This window comes from Pseudodesulfovibrio sp. zrk46, assembly GCF_012516435.1.
GTDB lineage: Bacteria > Desulfobacterota > Desulfovibrionia > Desulfovibrionales > Desulfovibrionaceae > Pseudodesulfovibrio.
This window is the reverse complement of the sequence record NZ_CP051216.1, coordinates 2,061,783-2,084,275: the sequence shown is the minus strand read 5'-3', so window position 1 is coordinate 2,084,275 and position 22,493 is coordinate 2,061,783. Positions and strand designations below refer to the sequence as shown.

20 protein-coding genes are annotated in these 22,493 nt (G+C 52.5%); 10 read left to right on the top strand and 10 right to left on the bottom strand.

The annotated features are described in order from the left end of the window. Positions 1 to 18 precede the first annotated feature (18 nt). Positions 19 to 2,082 carry a methyl-accepting chemotaxis protein gene (locus tag HFN16_RS09435; protein WP_247648297.1) on the bottom strand — a complete coding sequence of 688 codons (2,064 nt, stop codon included), beginning with the start codon at positions 2,080 to 2,082 and terminating at the stop codon, positions 19 to 21. Positions 2,083 to 2,333: 251 nt separating this feature from the next. On the opposite strand from HFN16_RS09435, the gene HFN16_RS09430 reads away from it, so the two are divergent. Further along, positions 2,334 to 3,635, top strand: coding sequence for a right-handed parallel beta-helix repeat-containing protein (locus HFN16_RS09430; RefSeq protein ID WP_168890516.1), 1,302 nt, complete (start codon positions 2,334 to 2,336; stop codon positions 3,633 to 3,635). 262 nt (positions 3,636 to 3,897) lie between these two features. Then, positions 3,898 to 4,179 carry a DUF2325 domain-containing protein gene (locus HFN16_RS09425; RefSeq protein WP_168890515.1) on the top strand — a complete coding sequence of 94 codons (282 nt, stop codon included), beginning with the start codon at positions 3,898 to 3,900 and terminating at the stop codon, positions 4,177 to 4,179. A gap of 89 nt (positions 4,180 to 4,268) precedes the next feature. Here HFN16_RS09425 and HFN16_RS09420 read toward each other — a convergent pair whose 3' ends face one another. From HFN16_RS09420 to HFN16_RS09410, 3 genes are all read right to left on the bottom strand, one after another. Next, on the bottom strand, positions 4,269 to 5,213 hold the full coding sequence (locus tag HFN16_RS09420) for a chemotaxis protein (protein WP_168890514.1): 945 nt from the start codon (positions 5,211 to 5,213) through the stop codon (positions 4,269 to 4,271). Positions 5,214 to 5,383: 170 nt separating this feature from the next. Next, positions 5,384 to 6,475: an N-acetylneuraminate synthase family protein gene (locus HFN16_RS09415; protein ID WP_168890513.1), complete on the bottom strand. Its 1,092-nt coding sequence runs from the start codon at positions 6,473 to 6,475 to the stop codon at positions 5,384 to 5,386. A 2-nt stretch (positions 6,476 to 6,477) separates the two neighbouring features. Continuing rightward, positions 6,478 to 7,092 (bottom strand): winged helix-turn-helix transcriptional regulator, encoded by a 615-nt coding sequence (locus HFN16_RS09410; protein WP_247648296.1) that lies wholly within the window; start codon positions 7,090 to 7,092, stop codon positions 6,478 to 6,480. 553 nt (positions 7,093 to 7,645) lie between these two features. On the opposite strand from HFN16_RS09410, the gene HFN16_RS09405 reads away from it, so the two are divergent. The 8 genes from HFN16_RS09405 to HFN16_RS09370 all read left to right on the top strand — a co-directional run bounded on the left by HFN16_RS09405 (position 7,646) and on the right by HFN16_RS09370 (position 16,276). Further along, positions 7,646 to 9,358 carry a long-chain fatty acid--CoA ligase gene (locus tag HFN16_RS09405; RefSeq protein ID WP_168890511.1) on the top strand — a complete coding sequence of 571 codons (1,713 nt, stop codon included), beginning with the start codon at positions 7,646 to 7,648 and terminating at the stop codon, positions 9,356 to 9,358. A gap of 5 nt (positions 9,359 to 9,363) precedes the next feature. Next, a complete protein-coding gene (cysC, locus tag HFN16_RS09400; protein WP_168890510.1) occupies positions 9,364 to 9,975 on the top strand; it encodes an adenylyl-sulfate kinase in 612 nt (203 codons plus the stop codon). A gap of 343 nt (positions 9,976 to 10,318) precedes the next feature. Next, positions 10,319 to 11,461 carry an ABC transporter substrate-binding protein gene (locus HFN16_RS09395; protein ID WP_168892315.1) on the top strand — a complete coding sequence of 381 codons (1,143 nt, stop codon included), beginning with the start codon at positions 10,319 to 10,321 and terminating at the stop codon, positions 11,459 to 11,461. Positions 11,462 to 11,586: 125 nt separating this feature from the next. Then, the gene (locus HFN16_RS09390; RefSeq protein WP_168890509.1) at positions 11,587 to 12,504 is read left to right on the top strand and encodes a branched-chain amino acid ABC transporter permease; all 918 of its coding nucleotides are present in this window, start codon (positions 11,587 to 11,589) and stop codon (positions 12,502 to 12,504) included. A gap of 12 nt (positions 12,505 to 12,516) precedes the next feature. Further along, a complete protein-coding gene (locus HFN16_RS09385; protein ID WP_168890508.1) occupies positions 12,517 to 13,587 on the top strand; it encodes a branched-chain amino acid ABC transporter permease in 1,071 nt (356 codons plus the stop codon). 12 nt (positions 13,588 to 13,599) lie between these two features. Continuing rightward, a complete protein-coding gene (locus HFN16_RS09380; protein ID WP_168890507.1) occupies positions 13,600 to 14,367 on the top strand; it encodes an ABC transporter ATP-binding protein in 768 nt (255 codons plus the stop codon). After that, on the top strand, positions 14,364 to 15,101 hold the full coding sequence (locus tag HFN16_RS09375; RefSeq protein WP_168890506.1) for an ABC transporter ATP-binding protein: 738 nt from the start codon (positions 14,364 to 14,366) through the stop codon (positions 15,099 to 15,101). The genes HFN16_RS09380 and HFN16_RS09375 overlap by 4 nt, the downstream gene beginning before the upstream one ends. A gap of 290 nt (positions 15,102 to 15,391) precedes the next feature. After that, the gene (locus tag HFN16_RS09370; protein ID WP_168890505.1) at positions 15,392 to 16,276 is read left to right on the top strand and encodes a hypothetical protein; all 885 of its coding nucleotides are present in this window, start codon (positions 15,392 to 15,394) and stop codon (positions 16,274 to 16,276) included. 62 nt (positions 16,277 to 16,338) lie between these two features. On the opposite strand, the gene HFN16_RS09365 is transcribed toward HFN16_RS09370, so the two are convergent. The 6 genes from HFN16_RS09365 to HFN16_RS09340 all read right to left on the bottom strand — a co-directional run bounded on the left by HFN16_RS09365 (position 16,339) and on the right by HFN16_RS09340 (position 22,464). Next, a complete protein-coding gene (locus HFN16_RS09365) occupies positions 16,339 to 16,836 on the bottom strand; it encodes a peptidylprolyl isomerase (protein WP_168890504.1) in 498 nt (165 codons plus the stop codon). A gap of 99 nt (positions 16,837 to 16,935) precedes the next feature. Beyond that, a complete protein-coding gene (locus HFN16_RS09360; protein ID WP_168890503.1) occupies positions 16,936 to 17,307 on the bottom strand; it encodes a hypothetical protein in 372 nt (123 codons plus the stop codon). 3 nt (positions 17,308 to 17,310) lie between these two features. Continuing rightward, the gene (locus HFN16_RS09355) at positions 17,311 to 18,441 is read right to left on the bottom strand and encodes a DegT/DnrJ/EryC1/StrS family aminotransferase (RefSeq protein WP_168890502.1); all 1,131 of its coding nucleotides are present in this window, start codon (positions 18,439 to 18,441) and stop codon (positions 17,311 to 17,313) included. A 19-nt stretch (positions 18,442 to 18,460) separates the two neighbouring features. After that, positions 18,461 to 20,704, bottom strand: coding sequence for an STT3 domain-containing protein (locus HFN16_RS09350; protein WP_168890501.1), 2,244 nt, complete (start codon positions 20,702 to 20,704; stop codon positions 18,461 to 18,463). A gap of 37 nt (positions 20,705 to 20,741) precedes the next feature. Continuing rightward, positions 20,742 to 22,130: a cobyrinate a,c-diamide synthase gene (locus HFN16_RS09345; protein ID WP_168890500.1), complete on the bottom strand. Its 1,389-nt coding sequence runs from the start codon at positions 22,128 to 22,130 to the stop codon at positions 20,742 to 20,744. A gap of 88 nt (positions 22,131 to 22,218) precedes the next feature. Beyond that, positions 22,219 to 22,464: a dissimilatory sulfite reductase D family protein gene (locus HFN16_RS09340; protein WP_168890499.1), complete on the bottom strand. Its 246-nt coding sequence runs from the start codon at positions 22,462 to 22,464 to the stop codon at positions 22,219 to 22,221. Between the last annotated feature and the right edge of the window lie 29 nt (positions 22,465 to 22,493).

Below are 22,493 nucleotides of genomic sequence, written 5' to 3'. Positions count from 1 at the left end.
TATCAGCACTGATTTTCATCAGAACTTTTCGTATTGATGGTCTCCCGGAGGCAATTCGGCCATGGCGACTTGCTGACGGGAATACTCATCCACCACGAAGAAGCGGATGGCATCCTGCAACTGGGCAGCCTGACTTGCCAACTCTTCAGAGGTGGAAGCCATCTCTTCCGACGCCATGGCGTTTTGCTGAATAACCTGATCAAGCTGTTCCATGGCCTTTTCAATCTGACTTACGCCATGATTCTGTTCGCTGCACATCTTGGAGACATCCCGAATGAGCTCGGCAGTCTTGCTGATTTCGGGCGTGAGGCGAGAGAAGAGATCGCCGGTCTCCTCGGCCACTTCTACGCTGGAGGCAGAGAGTTCGCTGATCTCCTGCGCTGTCTTGGCGCTGCGCTCGGCCAGCTTGCGGACCTCGGCGGCGACCACGGCAAATCCCTTGCCCTGTTCTCCGGCACGGGCGGCTTCGATGGCGGCGTTAAGTGCAAGGAGGTTTGTCTGGCGCGCAATCTCCTCGATAAAGACGATCTTGTCAGCGATCTCACGCATAGCCTCCACGGTTTTGCGCACAGAATCCTCACCGGACTTGATGTCGGTGTTGGTGGAGTCTGCAATCTTGCTCGTAGCTTCGGCACTCTCCGCATTCTGACGGATGGAACTGACGATCTGCACCAGCGATGCCGACACCTCCTGAATGGAGGCGGCCTGAACAATGGAAGATTGGGAAAGCGTTTCAGACGAACTGGATAGTTCTTCGCTGCCAGCGGCGACATTATCGGTAGCTGACTGGACATCTCCCACAACAACACGGAGGCTGGAGCCCATGTCCTGCATGGAGCGGAGAATACCACGAACCTTGCCATTGCTGGAGCCGTTGCCATTGCCGACCACGGTAAGATCACCCTTTGCAATGTGCTGGGCAATACCTGCGATATCATGAGGCTCGCCGCCAATGGTCTTGGTGACGTTTCCGGCTCCGATGAATCCTGCGCCTATCCCTAGCAAGGCGAGAATGGCGGAAGCCACCAACACCAAGTACAGAATATTGGTGACAGTCTTGTTTAATTCAGCCTGCTTTGCGGCCACGGCAGCATCAATGTTATCAATGTAGACGCCTGTTCCCACGATCCATTCCCACGGCTTGAACAGCTTCACGAAAGAGAGCTTGGGGAAATTGCCTTCCTTGCCAGGCTTACCCCAGAAATAATCGACAAAACCCTGGCCGTCGGCCTTGGCCACGCTGACCATTTCCTGAAAGAGCAGCTTGCCGTTGGGGTCCTTGAACCCTCCCATATTCTTGCCGTTGAGGGCGGGCTTGATGGGATGCATAACCATGGTCGCTCCCAAGTCATTGACCCAGAAGTAGTTTCCGTCGGCCTGACGCATCTTGCCGATCTGGGTCAGGGCCTCCTTCTTCATTTCGGAAGTAATGTCTTCGATCCATGCTCCGGTACCGATAATCCATCCGGCCTCGGGCATCAGGCGGACGTAGGAAATCTTGAGCTTGGCCTCCTGCTCACCCGGCTTGGGCCACCAGTAGGAAGTCATGCCTTCGCCGTCACGCTTGGCCACAACAGTCATATCCGCAATGACGGCATTACCCTTGTGGTCCTTGAGTCCGCTGGCATCGGAACCACGAAGTTTATCTGATGGATGGATAAGAACTTTATTGTCCAGATTGTGAACCCAGAGATAGTTGTTCCCGTCGAAGCGGGCAGGAGCCACAATCTCGGTCAGTCCTTGGAGCAACTGGTCCTTGGTCATGTAGCTGCTGTTCTCCTTGTAGAAGGCCTCAGCCTGCCCATACACGGCATCCACCACCCGCTTGAGGTCATCGAGTTTGGCCTGCTTCAAAGCTTCGACGTCCTGAGAGCGCTTATAGTAGCTGTCCATGGTACCAACGGCCATGGAAACAAAATCCTGCAGTTTCCTCTTCTCTTCTTTCAACGCGGTTTCGCGGAAGGACTGCATCTCCCTTTCCGCATAACTATTGATTTCATAAATAAAAACCAAACAGAGCAGAATGATGGTTGCCATAACCATCCCCATCTGCATCAGCGTCATCTTGGTCCTAAGGCGCATAAGAAAACCTCCTGTGCACACTCTCCTTCCAAAGAGAAAATACCGATTCTCCTATCTCTACAACCACGGTGTGAATATTTTCAACAAGTATTACTAAAAAATAATGGGTCAACGACATTTCTGCCGTCGTGTCACTTCAGGCCATTTCCAACACGAGAGATATGCCAAAAGACAAACGCATTGTGCTGCGAAGCTAATGCATGTAAATTCAGTCCAATAATTACACTGACAACCATGTATTCGGAGGGATCATGCGCCGCTTCATTCTCACCCTGTTCACTTTTCTGCTCATAGCTGCACCGGCTCTGGCGGACAGGACCGTCACCGGCACCGGCGATCCGGCGCAGGACGTGCCCAATGTGCAGGCGGCGGTGAAAGAAGGCGGCACCATCACCCTCAAGGGCAAATTCAATTTTGGCCCGGATGGAAGAATCAAGGTGATCAAATCCGTCCGGTTGCAAGGAGAAGTCGACGCCACGGGCGAGCCTTCCACCTTCATCAAGGGAGGCTTCTGGACCATATATTCCCCCCTGCCCATCAAAGACGCCACGCCGTCAGGCAAAGGCCCCATCGTGGCCGTACACAACATCCACTTTCAGGGCGCAAAAGGCACTCCTCTGCACTTCCCTTACATAGGGGGGCTCGATGTCCGCGGCTGCACGATATCCGATGTCAAACCGCAATCCATCAACCAGAAATGGGCAGACGGTGACACCCTGGATTTTCAGGCAGGCATCGTGGTGGGCAATCGGTTGGACAGTCCGCAGAAGCGCATTAAGCGTGCGGTGATGGGCACCATCAAGATTGAGGACAACCGATTCTACATGGAGAACAACAAGCCGGACCGCATAGCAGGCTTCGGCGTCATGCTGGCGTGGACCTGGAATGCCCATGTCTCCATCTCGAAAAACATCGTCTTCAAGGCATCCCGTAACGGCATTGAGGTGCTCGACAACGTGCTCGGTCCCAAGGGTGAAGGCTCGATCACCATTGATGGAAACCGAATCACCACGCCAAGCGAGGGCATCCCCTACCCGCATAAATACGGCCCCAACGGCATTGTGGCAGGGTGGTATTACGATACGTCCGGTGGCGCAAACTTCAGCCAGAACAACCGCGTCTCCATGACCGGCAACCGCATCGAAGCACGCGGCGAAAACTCCACAGGCATGCTGCTCTATGCCAATGACATGGTCGTCACCTGCAATGATATCATCCTTGGCGGCGGTGTCGGCGCACGCGGTATCGTGCAGACAGGTTCCCGCGGATTCTTCGCAAATAACCGTGTTCGTGGCGAAGGTCGGTTCGCATTGTATTGCCATCCATTCGAAGCCCTCAAGGGCGAAACAAACACCTTTGCATGGTTTGATTTTAACGACTTCATTCCCATCAAGGGTGAAGTATTCCTTGGCGGCAACGTCAACGTGATCATCGGCCGCACTCCGTCGCTGGTCGATAAGGGTCTCGGCAACCGCATCGTTGAAGCCAAGCCCTGCGCCCTGCCTGAAATCGATCCCGAAGGCGAGTCCTGGGAACCGGTAGACGACTTTTAAGGCACCATCTCTCATCAATACGGGCACATAGCCCGCATGGTCTTTACTGAAACAAAGAACACGCACTCCACAGCCATCGGTTCAATGCATCTCAGCCCAACTCCACTTGAGTTGGGCTGATTCGTTGATGATAGTACTCCAGCCCACACAGCAGAATCTTTTCCTTTGTTACAATTACATTTGCCAGTTGACACACTCCTCGCGCCTCTGTATTGATTGATAACGATTTTCAATTTCAAAAACAAAACAAGAGGAAATTACCATGTGCGCAGCTTTGGTCGGAGGAATGGATAGACTGAAACGGGATTACATGAATGAAGCCAAAAAGAACGGCATCAAGCTCAAATGCTATACCGGCAAGGAGCGAAAAATTTCAGGCAGCCTCGGCAACGTTGATTTCGTCGTACTCTTCACCAACAAAGTCTCCCACAAGGCACGCAAAGATGTGCTTACAGCCCTTCGCAAAACCGACACCCCTGTCATCCAGTGCCACTCCTGCGGGATCAGCTCCCTGCGCGAATGCCTGGGTGAAGCTGTCAGCTAACAGCTTAGTACACATCTCCCAAAGTACGAGGCCGATACGTTCAGAACGTATCGGCCTCGTGCTTTGAACCTATGAGTAGATCGTGAGAGCTATCGCTCCCAACTCTTGACCAATTCGATAACCCGTTCGGTCAACCCGTTGAACTCCGGCTTTGTCACCTGAGCATCAGCCATGACAGCCTTGCCCTTGTGCAGGACGCTCTTGGAAATCAGGGAGGAGAACAGGGTCACAGGCAATTCCTTGAGAACCGGATCTTCCTTGATACGCCGGGTCAGGGTGTAACCGTCCATCTGCGGCATCTCAACATCTGAGACAACCACATCATAGTAATCCAACGGTCGCTTCCCTTCTTCCTGCGCCTTGGTTTTGACATCCTGCAGCTTGCGCCATGCCTCAGCACCATCGCCCGCCAGATCGACTTCAAAGTTGGCGTTGGTGAAATTCGTCCGCAGCAATTCACGAACCGAGGTAGAATCATCAGCGATCAGCGCCCGGTAGCGCTCATCGGAGACCACATCGGAAAGATTGGCCTGAGTGGAACCGGATTCATCCAAGTCGGCCAGCACTTGCTCCAAGTCGAGCATGAGCACAAAACGCTCATTGATTTTGACCGTACCAGTGATGCAGTTGGTGTCCATACTCGAAAAATACTTACTTGGAGGCTCGACCTCCGACCAATTCACTCGGTGAATTTGGGTAACACCGGACACCAGGAAGCCGGTGATCACACCGTTAAACTCGGTAACGATGATCGGCTCGTTCACATCCTGAGCCCGATCAACCTTCAGCCACACGCTGAGGTCGACCACGGGAAGGATGAGATCGCGAAGGGGAATAGTCCCCAAGAAACTTGGATGCGCGGCAGCCTCGGAACCGGTCAGCCCTTCCGGGGCCTCTACCACTTCCAGTACCTTGGCCACGTTGACGCCGAAATAATGCGTCTCCTGACTGTCACCCTTCTTTTCGTGAATGAAGAATTCAATAATCTCGAGTTCATTGGTTCCGGTCTCGAGCAAAATGTCCTGCTGACTCATGGTTCCTCCTTGGATGCAACTTACGCCGCAGCTATATCACTAGCATCCCCACACGATTAGATGAATGATTTTTTACACTTCTTACTAAATTGGCGAAATCATGAGGCATAAAAAAAGGCTGTACCTCGACAACGGTCAAGGCACAGCCTACTGAATTCATTCAATATCGTCTAGGAAGAAGCGGCTCCGGCACAAGCGACCTCAGGAGCCGTCACAGTTTCCCACTGAACAGGCTCTTCGTGCTTGACGGACTTGGTCAGTGTGGATCCAACCACTTCATCCCAGTGAACCGGGGATACGCCAACACGGGGGCAACGGGTGGTCAGGTCTGCTTCGGTCAGCACATGTCCAGCCGGCAGATCGCGGGAGAAGACGATGCACTTACGCAGCTTCTTGGAAGCGGCCTGCTCTTCGGCAAAAACCTTCTTGCCTTTGACGCACATGGCCTTTTCCACCTCGCGGATCATGGTCACCATCTGAGCCAACTCGGAAGGCTCCAGAGATGCCTGATGATCGGTCCCCTTCAACGATTTGTCCAAAGTGAAGTGACGTTCCACCACGCAGGCGCCCAGAGCAGCGGCTCCGACACTGGGGCCGATTCCCTGCTCGTGGCCGGAATAGCCAACCGGGATACCGTAGCGTTCGCGGAGGCCGTCCATAACCGGCAGGCCGATCTGTTCTTCCGGACAGGGATAGCAGGAGTTGCAATGCAAAAGGATAATGTCGTCATGGAAGCCGCGGATCTCGGCCAGTGAGACATCTATATCTTCCAGAGAGCTCATGCCCGTGGAAAGGATAATCGGAATATTGGCGGCAGCATACTTGCGAACCAGAGGTACATTCACCAATTCGGCGGAGCTGATCTTGAGAAGCTCCACATCAAGACCGAGCAACTGGTGCAGACTCGGATCGTCCCATGCCGAGGCAAAGAAAACCAGCCCCTTGGACTCGCTGTACTCCTTGAGCTCAGCCATCTGTTCGATGGAGAGTTCCAGAGCGTTGCGGTGTTCACCATAGGTGGGACCGAAGCTGTTGCGGCCACTATAGGCTGCAGCTCGGCCTTCGCGGGTGAGGAGCGCTTCCATGTCCCGTTTCTGGAACTTCACGGCCTGGACACCGGCTGCGGCAGCCTCGTCAACCATCTGCTTGGCCACATCGAACTCACCCTGATGGTTGTTGCCGATTTCGGCAACGATGAAGCAGGGGTGTCCCTGGCCAATGGTGACGCCGGAGCGCAGCGTTACGGACTGAATCTGTTTCATAATCAGAATCTCACGATTTGAAACCCGCGCGTATCAGCGTGCGGCTTCAGTTGCTCGTATATTTCGGCCTGTTTGCCGAACGAGGTGATAACCACGGCATCGCAATCTACCTGATCGATGACATGGGGGGCGGACACCACGTGTCCATTGAAAATCTGCCCTTGTTTCCTGGGGTCATTATCCAAAAGGACCATGACCTGGAAGCTCGTATCGCGCAGAGCGGACAGAACAACCTCACAGGTTTCGGATGCACCGAACAATGCGAGGCGGTTCTTCCCCTCTTCCAGCAGAGGGTTGAGCTTGTCCAGAACAAAGTCCTTTATGGTAGTATAAAGGCGGACGGTTTCCGAAGAGTAATCGGAAAACATCTCACGACGGGACTGACGTCCCTCTTCAGTCAGGGTGTAGCGATAGCTCTTGCCGTTGACCGGCATGAACTCTACAAGACCGCTCTCCTGAAGCTGCTTGAGATACTGGTTGACCATGGCCCCGGACAGGTTGAGTTGCTTTCCAAGTTCAAACTGGGAAAGACTGGAGTCACGGGTCAACGCCTCCAGGATGGCGAGGACACGTGTGGATTTGCTCGGTTTCAGGTAGAGCCCGTCTGTAATCAACATCCCATTATTTCCATTTACTGCTAATTGTGGCATCGAAGCTCTCATCCATTCGCTCGGTCAATGATTCATCGCATTTTGTGACAAGCTTCAGTGCGGATTTTTTCACTCTAGTCGCGCTCTGGCACCCTGTCAACAGCCCTACTGACAACATGTCTACGTCTTTTGACGTTTTTTGGGTTAACTGACCCTCAAAATGCAAAATCGTTGACACACTGAATAATCGGACCCTTTCCTGATTAACTTTAGTCGCTGGGCAATCATTTCCCAATCTGACGACTTCTGACCGATTTGCAATATACCTGCCAAGGTCTGAAACACATTCACGAACCTCTTTATCGGCACTGGCAACCCGTTGGGAAATAGTATTTTTTTAGACTTGTGATCCTATATCTCACGATCTTTCCATAAATGAATTGGCTGAGAAAACAGGAGCTACCGTCAAAAGTTTGCCTCCAAAAGCCATTTCAAACACCCGTATTGACCCGGTGAGCCCACTATTATACGTTCTCCCGACAATTTTTCGCGGACCATTAACATATATAAAGGACGATTCATGGAGCTGACCGATCGCCCCTGGCTCGAATCTTATGACCCGGAAGTTCCGGCCAACATCGACTATGAGAGGGTTCCCCTTTTCCGTTTCCTCGACCGTGCCGCCCACAAGTGGCCAAACCGTACGGCCATAGTCTTCAAGAACTGGAAAATCACCTACGCCAAGCTCAAGAAGCAGAGCGAGATCTTCGCAGCCAACCTCAGAGCCAATGGTGTCCACAAGGGCGACCGCGTGGCCTTGATGCTTCCCAACCTGCCACAGACCATTGTCGCCTTCTGGGGTGTGAACAGATGTGGAGCCGTGGGCGTCATGACCAACCCGCTCTACATGGAGACCGAGATCGTTCACCAGTTCAATGATGCAGGCGTCAAGACCTGCATTACTCTGGACCTGCTCTGGCCCAAACTGGAAAAGCTCCGCGACCAGATCCCGGTGGAGAAGTTCTTCATCACCACCATCGGCGATGGACTGAAATTCCCCCTGAACGTTCTGTACAAGCTTCAGTCCATGAAAAACGGCTCCTCGCCCACGGTGCCGTATGACAACTCCGCAGTATTTCCTTTCAAGACCCTGATGAAGGGCCGTGAGAAATTCACCGAGGAGCGCCTCAGCCCTGACGACACCGCTCTGCTCCAGTACACCGGTGGCACCACAGGCGTAGCCAAGGGGTGCGTGCTCACCCACTTCAACCTGGGTGCCAACATGCAGCAGTGTCAGTCCATGATTCACACGCTGGGCCAGCAACAGGAGACCTTCCTCGGCATCCTGCCCTATTTCCATATATATGGTCTGACCACGTGCCTGACTTGGCCCACTTCAATGGGCGCGACTCTGGCTCCGTTCCCGCGCTATGTCCCCCTCGATGTGCTCAAGGGCATCCACAAGCTCAAGCCCACTGTTTTCCCGGGCGCGCCGTCCGTCTACACATCCCTGCTCCAGCAGAAGGACATCGACAAGTACGACCTCAAGTCCATCAACGTGTGCGTGTCCGGCTCCGCCCCCATGCCTGTTGAGTACATGGAACAATTCGAGGAGCGCACCGGCACGGCCATCTCCGAAGGGTACGGCCTGACCGAAGCCTCCCCGGTAACGCACTTCAACCCCATCCTAGGCAAGAGCAAGAACGGCTCCATCGGTCTGCCCTTCCCTGACACCGACGCCAAAATCGTCGACATGGACGTAGGCGGCGAGCCCCTCCCGGCAGGCAAACGCGGCGAACTCGTCATCCGCGGACCGCAAGTCATGCAGGGCTACTACAACCGCCCCGACGCAACAGCGGACGTCCTACGTAACGGCTGGCTCTACACCGGCGATATCGCGTACATGGACGATGAAGGCTACTTCTACATCGTGGACCGCAAGAAAGACCTGATCATCTCCGGCGGCTACAACATCTACCCTCGAGAAATCGACGAGGTGTTGTACGCTCACCCCAAGATCAAGGAAGCTGTATCTGTGGGAATCCCCCACGAACAGCGCGGCGAAATCGTCAAGGTCTATGTTGTAGTCGAGGACGGCGAAGAACTGTCCCGCAGCGATGTCATCGGTTACTGTAGAGAAAAGCTGGCCAACTACAAAATCCCCCGCAAGGTGGAATTCCGAAAGGAACTCCCCAAGACCATGGTGGGCAAGGTCCTCCGTCGCGCCCTGCGCGAAGAGGAAGAAGCCAAAATGCAGGCCAAAAAGAACAAGAAGAAAAAGAAAAACGGGTAACGACTTTGGCAGAAGAAAATATATACAAATGCAAGTTCCGCGGTGAAATCTGCCGTGGACACCGCGAACAGAAGAACGGATACCGCGCCGTGACCCTCTGGTTCACCGGTCTGTCCGGTGCAGGCAAATCCACCATCGCCCACGCTGTGGAGAAACGCCTCTTTGATATGGGGGCCAGCGCGTACACATTTGACGGCGACAACGTCCGTCACGGCCTGTGCAGCGATCTGACATTTTCGCCTGAAGACCGGATAGAAAATATTCGTCGAATCTCTGAGATGACCAAGCTGTTCATGGATGCAGGCACCATATGTCTATGCGCATTCATCACTCCGCGCCATGAAGTGCAGAAGCAACTCCGCGACTCCCATGAGGAAGGAGACTTCTTTCTCATCCATGTAGACTGCCCCGTGGAGGTTTGCGAATCGCGGGATGTAAAAGGGTATTACAAGCTCGCCAGAGAAGGCAAAATCAAGAACTACACTGGCATCAGCGCACCATACGAAATACCTGAATCGCCAGACCTCAGGATCGACTCCGATACAATGAACGTCGAGGACAGCGTGGACGCCGTTCTTGACTTCCTCAAAGAGAAAATAGCCCTACCGCAACTATAGGGAATTACATTCGAATCACCAAGGCCCGCTCTGATGAGCGGGCCTTTTTTTGTTCCTTTTTTCCCTATTTTTAACATCGTTCATTCGGATCAAATGACATTAATGAAAAATCAAACGCTGAAAAACTGGCGTTTTAGCAAATAATCCCCTGCTAAAACCACACATATACAAAAATGATTCAGGAATAATGCGCCATTTGCAAAAATGTATTTCGTAAAACCCCTTTTCTTAGAGCCTTATTTTGTGTATTCATCAAGTCTGTTTACGCAACTGGTTACTGTAATTCCTATGAGAGGAGGAAATGATGAAAGGTTTTCTGAAAAGCGTAGGCTTTCTCGGCCTCATGCTCGTATGCTCCGCCTTCCTGCTTGCCGGTTGTGGCGAGGAGAAGGCGCAAACCATCAAAATCGGCTTCAACCTGCCCCTGACCGGCGACATCCCTGAAGTAGGTGAAGGCTCCAAGAACGCAGCCGAGATGTACCTGAAGGACATCAATGACGCTGGCGGCCTGGAAGTCGGCGGCAAGAAGTACCCCCTGGAATTTGTGTACATGGACAACGAGTCCAAGGCTGAATCCGCAACCAACGTTGCCCTGAAGCTCATCGATCAGGAAAACGTTGTTGCCATCATCGGCCCCAACTCTTCCAAGCAGGCCGTTCCCGCAGGCGGAACCTGTAACGACAACCGTGTGCCCATGATCTCCCCCTGGTCCACCAACCCCAATACCACCCTGGATCGTCCCTGGGTCTTCCGCGCAGCCTTCCTGGATCCCTTCCAGGGCCCGGTCGTAGCTGACTTTGCTGCCAAGAAGTTCAACGCCAAGAACGCTGCCGTTATCTTTGACGTTTCCAATGACTACTCCAAGGGTCTGGCCGAAATCTTCAAGTCTTCCTGGGAAGCCAAGGGCCTCGGCCCGGTCGTGGCCTTCGAGTCCCACGGCACCAAGGACCAGGACTTCTCTGCTCAGCTGACCACCGTCATCGCTGCCAACCCGGACTTCATCTTCGTGCCTGACAACTACAACCAGGTTGCTCTGATCGTGCAGCAGGCTCGTGACCTCGGCTACCAGGGTCCCTTCATGGGTTCCGATGCTTGGGGTACTCCTGACCTGATCAAGCTCTGCGGCGAGCAGTGCTACGGCAACTTCTTCTCCACCCACTACGCAGCTGCTGGTGCCAAGGGCGCCACCAAGGTCTTCATCGATCGTTACGAAAAGGCCTACGGCAACACCCCGGCTGACTATGCAGCTCTGACCTGGGACTCCATCGGCATCATGATCGAAGCCATCAAGAACTACAACAAGGTCGACTCCGACCCGGTTGAAATGCGCAAGGGTATCCGTGACGGCCTTGCCGCCATCAAGTCTTTTGACGGCATCACCGGTTCCTCCAAGTTCGACGCACAGGGTGACCCCATCAAGTGCGCCGTTGTTGTTAAGATCAGCGACAAGGGTGAATTCGTCTTCGAAGAATCCGTCTGCCCCTAAGCAGCTGATATCGTGAAGCTACAGGGCGGAGGCCATACGGTCTCCGCCCTTTTATCGAACCAAAACAGGCGCCTCGTTCGGCGAAGTGGCCTGATCAAGAAAGATTTTTCTCAGGAAGTAAGAAAGTGGACTTTATTATTCAAAATATACTCAACGCCCTTCAGTGGGGAAGCTTCTACGCGCTCATCGCACTGGGGTATACCCTGGTGTACGGTGTTCTGCGTCTGATCAACTTCGCCCATGGAGACATCTTCATGGTGGGCGCGTATATCGCATTTTTTGTGGCAGGCTTCCTACTCGGCCCGGCTCTGGGGCTGTCACCTTTCATGACCTTTTTGCTAGCGGTCCCTCTGACCATGGCGCTGACCGCCTGTGTTGGCGTGACCTTGGAACGCATTGCTTACCGTCCCTTGCGCAGAAAAGGGGCACATAGATTGTACGTGGTTATCACAGCGCTCATGTGCGGCCTGATCCTCGAGTACTCCAACCTGGCAGTGCTCGGCGCAAGCCGTCTGAAATTTCCCGAACTGGTCGAAAAGTCCATCTGGCACCTGGGCGGCGTTACCATCACCAACCTCAAGGTGATCGTCATCGTTGCCGCGGTGGTGGTGTTCCTGTTCCTGAACTTCATTGTCACCAAGACCAAGATCGGCATGGCCATGCGCGGTATCTCCTACGACAAGTTCGCCATCCCGCTCATGGGTATCCCCATTGACTCCATCATCGTGTTCACCTTTATTCTCGGCTCCGGCTTCGCTGGTCTGGCCGGACTCCTGTTCGCCATGTCCTACCCGATCCTGGAACCCTTCATGGGCATGCTTATCGGTTGGAAGGCATTCATCGCAGCGGTTGTTGGCGGTATCGGTGACATCAAAGGCGCATTTGTCGGCGGCTTCCTGCTCGGCTTCATTGAAGTCGGTGTTGTTGCCATGCCTTTCCTGGAGTCCACCTACAAGGACCTCTTCGGCTTCACCATCCTGCTGATTATTCTCTGGATCAAGCCTACGGGCCTGTTCGGCATGCCCCAGTCCACCAAGATCTAGTTGGGAGTCACCATGCAAAAATATACTCTCAACATCATCATGGCGGCCTGCGCCATTGTCCTGCTGGTGCTGGCCCAGTTCCGTATCATCGACAACTACATTCAGGCCGTTATCATGTTCGTCGGCATCAACATCATGATGTCCACTTCCCTGAACCTGGTAAACGGTAACATGGGTGAGTTTACCTGCGGTCACGCTGCTTACATGTGCGTGGGAGCCTATGTCTCATCCGTGCTCTCAGTGCTCTTCTTCGGCAAGGGCTTTGGTGCAGCATTGCTGCCCAGCTCCATGGCTGTACTCATCTTCCCGATCATTATTCTTATCGGTGGTGTATTTGCAGCTTTGGTCTCCATTCTTGTGGCCTTGCCCTCGTTCAAGACACGTGATGACTACCTTGCGATTATCACCATCGCGGTAAACTACATCGTCATCTCCGCCATTGAAAACATGAACTGGATCGGTGGCTCCCGCGGCTTCCAGGGCATGAAAGACACTGTCTGGGCCATGAAGGACACACTCAAAGGGCCTTGGATGCTCTTTTGGGTCATCCTGTTTACGGCCTTTACCATCTGGGTAATCCGTCGCTTCATTACCTCCACCTACGGCAAAGGCGTCAACGCCATCTGCCAGGATGAGGTTGCAGCGGAGATCATGTCGGTGAATACCAACAGAATCAAAACCGTGAACTTCATGATCTCTGCTGGTCTGGCCGGTTGTGCAGGCGGCCTGTTCGCCCACATCGTCGGCTACGTAAACCCGCAGTCATTCAACATCCTGAAATCCACCGAAGCCATGGTCATGGTCTACCTGGGCGGCATGGGCTCCCTGTCCGGCGCAGTGATAGCGGCCGTTGTCTTCACCGGCCTCATGGAAGTGCTTCGCTCCCAGGCCATCATGGACTTCCTGCTTGCTCCGGCCACATTCGTGTTCCCCGATTGGGAACCGTCTGCCGGTGTCATCAAGTGGGTTATGATTCCCCTGCTCCTGGTTCTGATCATGCAGTTCAGACCTGAGGGCATCATGGGCAACAAGGAGTTGTCGGACGTGTTCCCGAAACTCAAAAAATACTACACGTTCAAGTAGGGGGTCCGTCACATGTCTTTGCTTAAAATCGACGGATTGACCCAGCGTTTCGGCGGCCTGCAGGCCGTTTCTGAATTCAGCGTTGAGATGAAGGGCGGCGAGCTCATGGGCCTCATCGGGCCCAACGGCGCCGGTAAAACCACCATCTTCAACCTGATCTCCGGTTTCTATCAGCCCACCGAAGGTTCCATCACCCTGGACGGCACCCCCACTGCGGGTCTCCGCCCTCATCAGGTGACCTCCATCGGCGTGGCCCGCACTTTCCAGAACATCCGCCTCTGGCACGACATGACCGTGCTGGACAACATCCGCATCGCCCAGCACTACCGCATGGGCTATTCGGTCATGGATTCCATTCTGCGCGGCAAGAAGTACCGTGAACGCGAAGCGCGCATTCTTGAAATCGCCGAAGAGCTGCTCGAAGCCATGTCGCTCACCGAGTATGCACAGGAATACCCCAAGAACCTGCCTTACGGCCTCCAGCGTCGTGTCGAGATCGCCCGAGCCATGTCCATCCGGCCCAAGCTGCTGCTCCTCGACGAGCCTGCAGCCGGTTTGAACTCGGCTGACGTTGACGATCTGATCAAGCTGGTTCGCTGGATCCACGACAACTTCGACATCACCATCTTCATGATTGAACACCAGATGAAGGTTGTGACCAGCCTCTGCCAGTGGATCAAGGTCATCGACTTTGGTGCCACCATCGCCGAAGGCACACCGGAAGACATCCAAAGCAACCCGGCCGTCATCAAGGCCTATCTTGGAGACGACAACATATGAGTACTCCACTTCTCGAAGTCAAAGACCTGTACGTCAAGTACGGGAATATTGAAGCGCTCCACGGCATCAACTTCCACGTGGACGAGGGCGAAATCGTCACCCTCATCGGTGCCAACGGCGCAGGTAAATCCACCACGCTCATGTCCGTGGCCCAGCTTCCTCCACCGGAAGCCCCCAAGGTCACTCAGGGCGACATCCTGCACAACGGCAAGTCCATTCTTGGCATGCCGCCGGACAAGATTGTCTCCGAGTTGCACCTCTCATTGGTCCCGGAAGGCCGCCATATCTTCGGCAACCTGACCGTTGAGGAAAACCTCAAGATCGCCACTTACGCACGCAAAGACAGTCATGCAGACATCGAGCGTGACTACCGTCGCGTATATGATCTCTTCCCTCGTCTGGACGAGCGCAAAAAGCAGCGCTCTGAGTCCCTGTCCGGTGGTGAGCAGCAGATGCTGGCAGTGGGCCGCGCCCTCATGTCCGCATGCCGCTTCGTCATGCTCGACGAGCCCTCCATGGGCCTCGCTCCGCTGCTCATGTACGATATGTTCCGCGCCCTCAAGGAGCTGAACCAGGAAGGCATGACCATCCTGCTCATCGAACAGAACGCCAAACTCGCACTCGACTTTGCCCACCGTGGCTACGTCATCGACACCGGCGAGATCGTGGCAGAAGGCCCGTCTGACAGTCTCATGGAAGACCCGGAAGTAAAGAAGGCCTATCTGGGCGGGTAGACAACCCATCACAACTCAGCTTAAAAAAGGCCGAGCCTATTAATGGCTCGGCCTTTTTAATTTCCCAACTATCAAACGTTACCAATACACGATAAATGTTGAAACAAATCATTCATAACACTCTCCTGATCATCGCTTCTTTGGTAGCTACGTTCCTGCTTATGGAAGGAGTCTTTCGTCTGTTACCCGTAAACGAGGGACTCAGAACTCAAGCAGTGAATAATGACTCACCCATCATTCACTTCGAAAAGGACAGGACTTCAACGTGGTCACGGTTTCCTGATTTTTCCATGAAGAATACTGTTCACGCGAACAACTTCGGTTTTATTAATGATCAGGACTATACCGTTGATGGAGACCGTCCTGTGCTTGCTGTCATCGGTGACAGCTACGTGGAAGCTGCCATGGTTCCTTATGAAGAAACTCTCCAGGGGCGGTTGGCCAAGAGTCTGGCATCAACATACAGGGTGTATAGTTTTGCAGCATCGGGAGCACCCTTAAGTCAGTATCTCGCATTTGCGGGCTACGCGAAGGACAAGTTCAAGGCGCAGAAGATGGTCTTTGTTATTGTGTCCAACGACTTTGATGAGAGTCTGACTAAATACAAATCGGCACCAGGATTTCACTATTTCACGCTCCCTCCCAAGGAAAATCATGAGTTGGTTCGCATGGACTATACTCCCAGCTCAACGGTTCGCCTGCTGAGGCACTCCAGATTAGCGCTATATCTTGTCACCAATCTTCAACTAACCAATACGATATCTACTTTGTTCAGCGATGCCCCTGCAGCTGTGAACGTGGGCCAAACATCTGCCGATGCCAACGAAGAACGTTTGAATGACTCCAAGTATGCCGTAGATGCATTTCTTGCTTTGCTGCCTGAATATTCCGGATTGCAGCCAAGTGACATCATCTTTGTAGTCGATGGTTTGAGACCTCACTTATACTCGGAAACAAATCTGAAAAACGTCAGCAAAAGCTATGCGGCGCAAATGAGGGACTACTTCATAGCCCAGGCTCTTCAGCAACATTTTACCGCTATTGATCTTACAGATGCCTTCATCAAAGACTTTGAGCAACACAGGCAACCATTCGAGTTTCCTAAAGATGGACACTGGAATGGCCGCGGACACGGTATCGCAGCTCAACAGACAAGCAATGTACTTGCGCAATAACAAAAAGAAGCCCGGGAAGAACTCTTCCCGGGCTTCTTTTTGTTATCTAATCGAATTCAGACTTAGTCTTCGATGACGTAGGCTTTGTTGATGAAGACCGGCTCAACCGGAACATCATCATGGAAGCCGTTACGACCGGTTGCAACGCCCTTGATCTCATCGACGATCTCGGTGCCTTCAACGACCTTACCGAAGACGGCGTAGCCCCAACCCTGAGGAGTTTCAGCGGTGAAGTTCAGAAAACCGTTGTCCTTGACGTTGATAAAGAACTGAGAAGAAGCGGAATGCGGATCCATGGTGCGAGCCATGGCCAAAGTGTAACAATCGTTCTTCAGACCATTGTTAGCCTCGTTCTCGATGGGCTCACGGGTCTGCTTTTCCTTCATGTTCTCATCCATACCACCGCCCTGGACCATGAATCCGTTGATTACACGGTGGAAGATGAGCCCATCGTAAAAGCCCTCTTCAACGTACTGCTGGAAGTTCGCAGCAGACTTGGGGGCCTTGTCAAAATCCAGTTCGATGGTGATGTCACCCATGCTGGTTTCCATTTTGATCATACTGTTCTCCTTTGTGCCGGATCGGGCCGGCTTGATATCGTTTTATCCCTGTCTCAACAGGGCTTGAATTCTAATAAGGTTGTATCGGCCAGTGTCAAGCTAGGGAGCCTCAGGGGCTTCTTCCACGTCTTTCCTGACCACTCCTGTAGCGTTGGCATCTGAATCATTAGCTGAGAAAGTACCATTTCCAGCACCATCTATTCTTTCGAGCCCTGCCAAAGGATTATTTTCCGTCACAACCGCATTCGGCAACACCGACAATGGCGAACCGAGCTTCATGATGTTCTTCTCAGTCACCAAATCAGCCTGTGTCTCGACGATCTCTTCCTGCTTGGCCGCATAAGGATTTTCCGGCTGAAAATGAACCGGTGCAGGCTTATCGACGAACGCAGTTGCCAAATAGGCCAGGGCTACACCTGCCACAATGGGCTTGAGCACCCTGATGATGGTCGCCTTGCGTCCACCTGCCATGGATTACCCCTTGAGCACCTTGGCAATGGTCTCCTGATCCTCTGCTTCCAAGTACGGATGCATGGGCAGGCTGAAGATACGCGAAGCGAGATTCTCGCATACGGGAAGATCTCCCTCAGAATAACCAAGATTCGCGAACGCCTTCTGCAGGTGCAGCGGCTTCGGATAGTAAATTACTGATGGGATATTGACTTCCTTGAGCTTGCCCATGAGTTCCTCACGGTGCTCGGTATCACGGGCCAACAGCGAGTACTGCGCCCATACAGAGGTATTGCCCTCAGGAACAGTGGGCACGGTCACGCCATCAATGCCATCCAGCAGTTCATTATATCTCCCGGCAGCAGCCTGACGCTTCTCGATCTCATCCGGGAAGATTTCAAACTTAGCCAAGAGAACTGCGGCCTGCATGGAATCAAGGCGGCCATTGATGCCCAGTCGGACATTTTCATAGCGATCTTCTCCCATTCCATGCACACGGATAGAAACTAACAGTTTATGCAACTCATCATTCTGCGCAAAAACCATACCGCCGTCTCCGTAGCAGCCAAGCGGCTTTGCGGGGAAGAAGGATGTGCATGCCATATCACCCAGAGAGCAAACCGGCTTACCCTTGTATGTGGCACCAAAAGACTGGGCTGCATCCACAATGAGGAACATACCGTTATTCTGTGCCAGCGGTTCAATGCGGTCGTAATCAGCGGGCTGACCAAACAGATCAACAGCAATGATACCTTTTGGAGTCAACTCAGCATTGTTTTCCTTGAAGTCACGGATGGACCGACGCAGGGCATCGGGATCAATGTTGAATGTCACCGGGTCAACATCGACGAACACCGGGGTCGCCCCGAGCAATGCAATGGCTTCTGCCGTTGCCATGAAAGTAAACGGGGTAGTAAAAACCGCATCCCCCGGACCAACTTCCAAAGCCATAAGAGCCATAATCAACGCATCGGTGCCGGAAGCGCAGCCAACAGCGTGACGAACAGCAGAAAAGCTCGAAAGCCTTTCTTCCAAGTCCTTAATTTCAGGGCCCATAACATATGCACCGTGCTCCAACACGCCGTCGATACCGCTTTTCACGGAGTCTTCGACGAGTTTGTACTGTGCTTTCAGATCGATGAAAGGAATACTCATATATTTTCTCTCTTTTTACTTATTGAACCACTTCGTAGATTCGTACAAAGGGTAATTTATCAACGACTAACTTAAAGTATTTACTGATTTCAGGATCGTCGGCATCGCCCGTCAATAATCGGGTCAACAGACTTCGGTATGCAGTTCGATCCATAAGAACGCTCTGTCTGGAAACTTCATTAATCAACAAATGCCTCGTTCTAGGCAGCAGCTGAGGAGACAATTTGTTCAAGTAATACTCTTTCTTATCGACGCCTTGCTCGCTAAGTATTGTGATGTCACTGACAAGCCCACCACCACCATCGCGGTTCAAGACTGCGCCTTTCTTAATATTGAAACCTAACTGGCCTGGAGCAAAATTGCTCAATCTTGCCTGCTTGGTGTCGCCAGTCGCCAGATTCCAATTACCGTAAAAGGTTATCCATTTCGAAATGGTAAGGTCTTTCCAGGTGACAACGATATACTGAGGCGCTCTGAATGCGTAGGTTTTCTCAGAATTCTTCATCTGGTCTATGGCGCCCATCATCTGCGCACCGGATTGACCTTTCCATAGATTCTTTGTTTTAAACGTCGAATACGCTCCGATCAATTGACTTGCCTGTTGTGGCGAATGAGTACTCATGACTAAAGCGGTTGGGAAGACATCCTGACCTGAATGTTCACCACCGTCGATCGTCGTAACTCGTCCTGCATAATACTGAGTAGCGTATCCCCAATCCCACCAAGTCCATACACGACTATCAGCAGGACTGATCTTCTCTAGAATTTGCAACGCCTCCGCATGGCTCTTCGTAATAACAGGGGTCAAAGGCTGCTTGGAATATTGGGCATGACAGTACAAAAGCACGATAATCCCCAACGCTACTTGTATCCCTATGTGTCCCCATTGCTTCCACGCAAACTTTTTCAAGACCAGTTCAGATGCCCAGTAGACTCCCACACCGAGGCACACCATCATGGCTGCGCCACCAAACATGGAGAAACGAACACCCATCTTAATTCCAAGTAATTGGAGAACGATCAGAGGAAGTAAGAAGATTGCAGCAGGTCGCAATACAACAATCGGCAAGGCTAGCAAGAGAGCCACTCCACCGACAAACGAATTGAATGCCCCACGTTCAAGTATCTCAGATAAGGGAATCAGCTTGGCCTCAATGACACTCTGTAAAATTGACGGGAATGCAGGGCCTTCAACCGCTCCACCGCCACTAGAAGATACCGCAATATGATTAAAATAATCACCAAGCTTATCAAGGGTTGCAATAACGGGCGAATTAACAACACCTGTCAACAGGATGAAAACAAACAGTCCTGCACAAGCAACCCAAAGATTACTGACGAGGGCAACGTTTCGGGAATCAGCAAACCAGCAGCCAGCCATAACAACAACAGCCATAGCGATATAAAATAGTGCCCAGTAAGAATCCAGATGGAGGAGCTCCTTGACAAACCAATACCCTGGGCCGCCGTATACAGTACCAGGGAAAGCAGCGATCAAATATATCGCCAAGCTCCACAAGCCCCATGCTCTTCGCTCAGGAACGCTATTAACTACGACAACCATAAGTGTAAGCAGGAAGTAGCACACACTCATATTCTGAATATCATAGTGCCAAAGGCAAACGAACCGGGTTACCAAACCAAAGACTAATGCCATGCTCATGGACTTAAGGGGGGAGAACTCTCTCTCATCATTAGTCCGGGAGCCTAAAAACCAACCACGTTTGGTATGAAGCTCGCTCCAATAGGCAAGCATCCACGCGACCACCAAGGGGCCCAGCAGCGTGAATAAGTCGGTGTCAAAGTATCCTAAACGGGAACGATAAAAGAATCCGGGAGTGAGTGCCCCTGCTAGTCCTGCAAAAATTGCGGCTTCACGCCCAGCCAACAGCCAACCCCAAAGAGCACACACAACCGCAACCAAAGCCCCTAAGAAGGCGGGAGCCCAGAATCCTACGGTACCGAGACTCGCGCCGGTCCATTCGCTGATAATCTTGGCAGCTTCCGCCAAGGGATACCCAACCAGAGAGCCGAGCCCCTTAGCTTTTGCTAACCAAAAATAAGCATCATGAGTGGAGAGGAGTCGCTCGCCTCCAACCCAAAGAAGTTCGTTATCCCACCGACCAGCAAATGAAACTCTCAGCGCCAATACAGCAGCATAAATACATAAACAACAAATGGACATCCAACGCCAATCGTTAGCCCAAGAGAAACTCTTTGCTTTGGACTCCAGAAAGGTTTCATACGTCTCTTTTATATTCATTATTTCCCTATCCGATAAATTTCAATCTCAGCATATTCTATTTGCTAGCCGCACTCACAAAACGCTCTGCCCAGCCGGGCACTGCGAGTGCGTGGATGTGGTTATACCCTGCAAATGTGTTTTTCGAAAGCAGGCCGTCGCGACCATTGAGGATGCCTTTTCCTCGCGCCATCTTCATGGCGAATTCAGCATTCAGATCGCTCTCCGCCACACAGACGGAGTAATGAAATTCGTGGCCGAGCACAGTAGTTCCCTTAGGGTAGAACACTGTATCTTTGTCAGCTACAGCCTCTGTATAGCCCAGTCCTTGCGGCTTGGGACAGAACGTAGTCCCCACAGGAAAGACACCTGCCATCGGGTAGTTGCGCCCTTCGTACTCAAGGGTGTCGCACAGGACCATGAAGCCTCCGCACTCAGCATAGATCGGCTTGCCTGCATCAGAAAGGGACTTGATCTGGCTCAGCACACCCTTATTAGCGGCGATACGTTCAGCGAAGACCTCAGGAAAGCCACCTCCCAGATAGAGTCCATCAATCTCCGGCCAAGGCTCGTCAGACAAAATCGAGAGTCGAACGAGTTCCGCACCGGCATGTTCCAAGGCTTCAAGGTTCTCCGGGTAGTAAAACCACAAAGCAGCGTCATGAACATATCCGATACGAACTTGCTTCTCTGCAGGCTCGCCGCTGTAGACAGGTGGCGGCACCGCACCAAAATCGGATGCAGTACGGGCCACCTTTTCAATTGCATCGAGATCCAACCACTCTTCTGCCATCTCAGCTAAAGAATCGAGTGCTTTCTGCTCATCTCCGTAGTCGCTGCCATCATACTCCTGATCGGACATGAGCCCCATGTGCCTTTCTGGGATTGGATTCTGTGAAATCTTCGGCAACATACCTAATACGGGCACATCGGTGTGGGTTTCAATGCTCTTCTTCAAGACGGAGCGATGCCGCTGACCTGCAGTCCGATTAAGAATAACACCAGCGAGCTTAAGGCCCGGCTCAAACATGGTGCACCCTTGTATCACTGCAGCCACGGTACGTGTCATCTTTGTGCAATCTATGGTCAAAATGACCGGCGCATCCAACTGTCTGGACAACTCTGCTGTGGAGCACGATCCGTGCTCATCTTTGCCGTCAAACAGGCCGCGATTGCCCTCGATGATGGCAATATCGAGCCCTTCTGACTTGTGCCAGAACAACGACCGAATCACTTCATCTGTGTGGAAATATGGGTCAAGATTGGAGCAATTGCGACCGGCAGCAATGCCAAGCCATTTCGCATCAATGTAGTCTGGCCCTTTCTTGAAAGGAGCCACAGCTAACCCACGACGCTTGAATGCGCGCGTTAAGGCCAAGGAAACAATTGTCTTTCCTGTACCGCCAGAGAGGCCAGCAAGGATGAATCTGGGGAGAGAATTGGACACGTAATTACAAAAATTTCTATCCGTCTAAATTAAGAAAAGCCTTGCCCGGCAACGGGCAAGGCTTGATAACCGAAAAATCGAGAGACTACTATTCGCCCTCGGCTTCGGCCTGCTTGCCGGCACCGGCAAGGCCGTACATGGTGGTGGAACCGGAGGACCAGAACACCATCTTTTCTTCCTGAACCAGAGCGGTCAGGATCTTCTTGACTGCACGGCTCTTCTCTTCCGGGAAAAGCTTGGTGAAGTCATTGAAGTAGAACTTAGATTTGCTTTTAGACTTGGATTCGCAAAAAGCAATGATTTCAGCCTTTGCGGCTTCAACGTCGAGTGCCATAATAGGACTCCTTCTTTTTCAAAGACGGG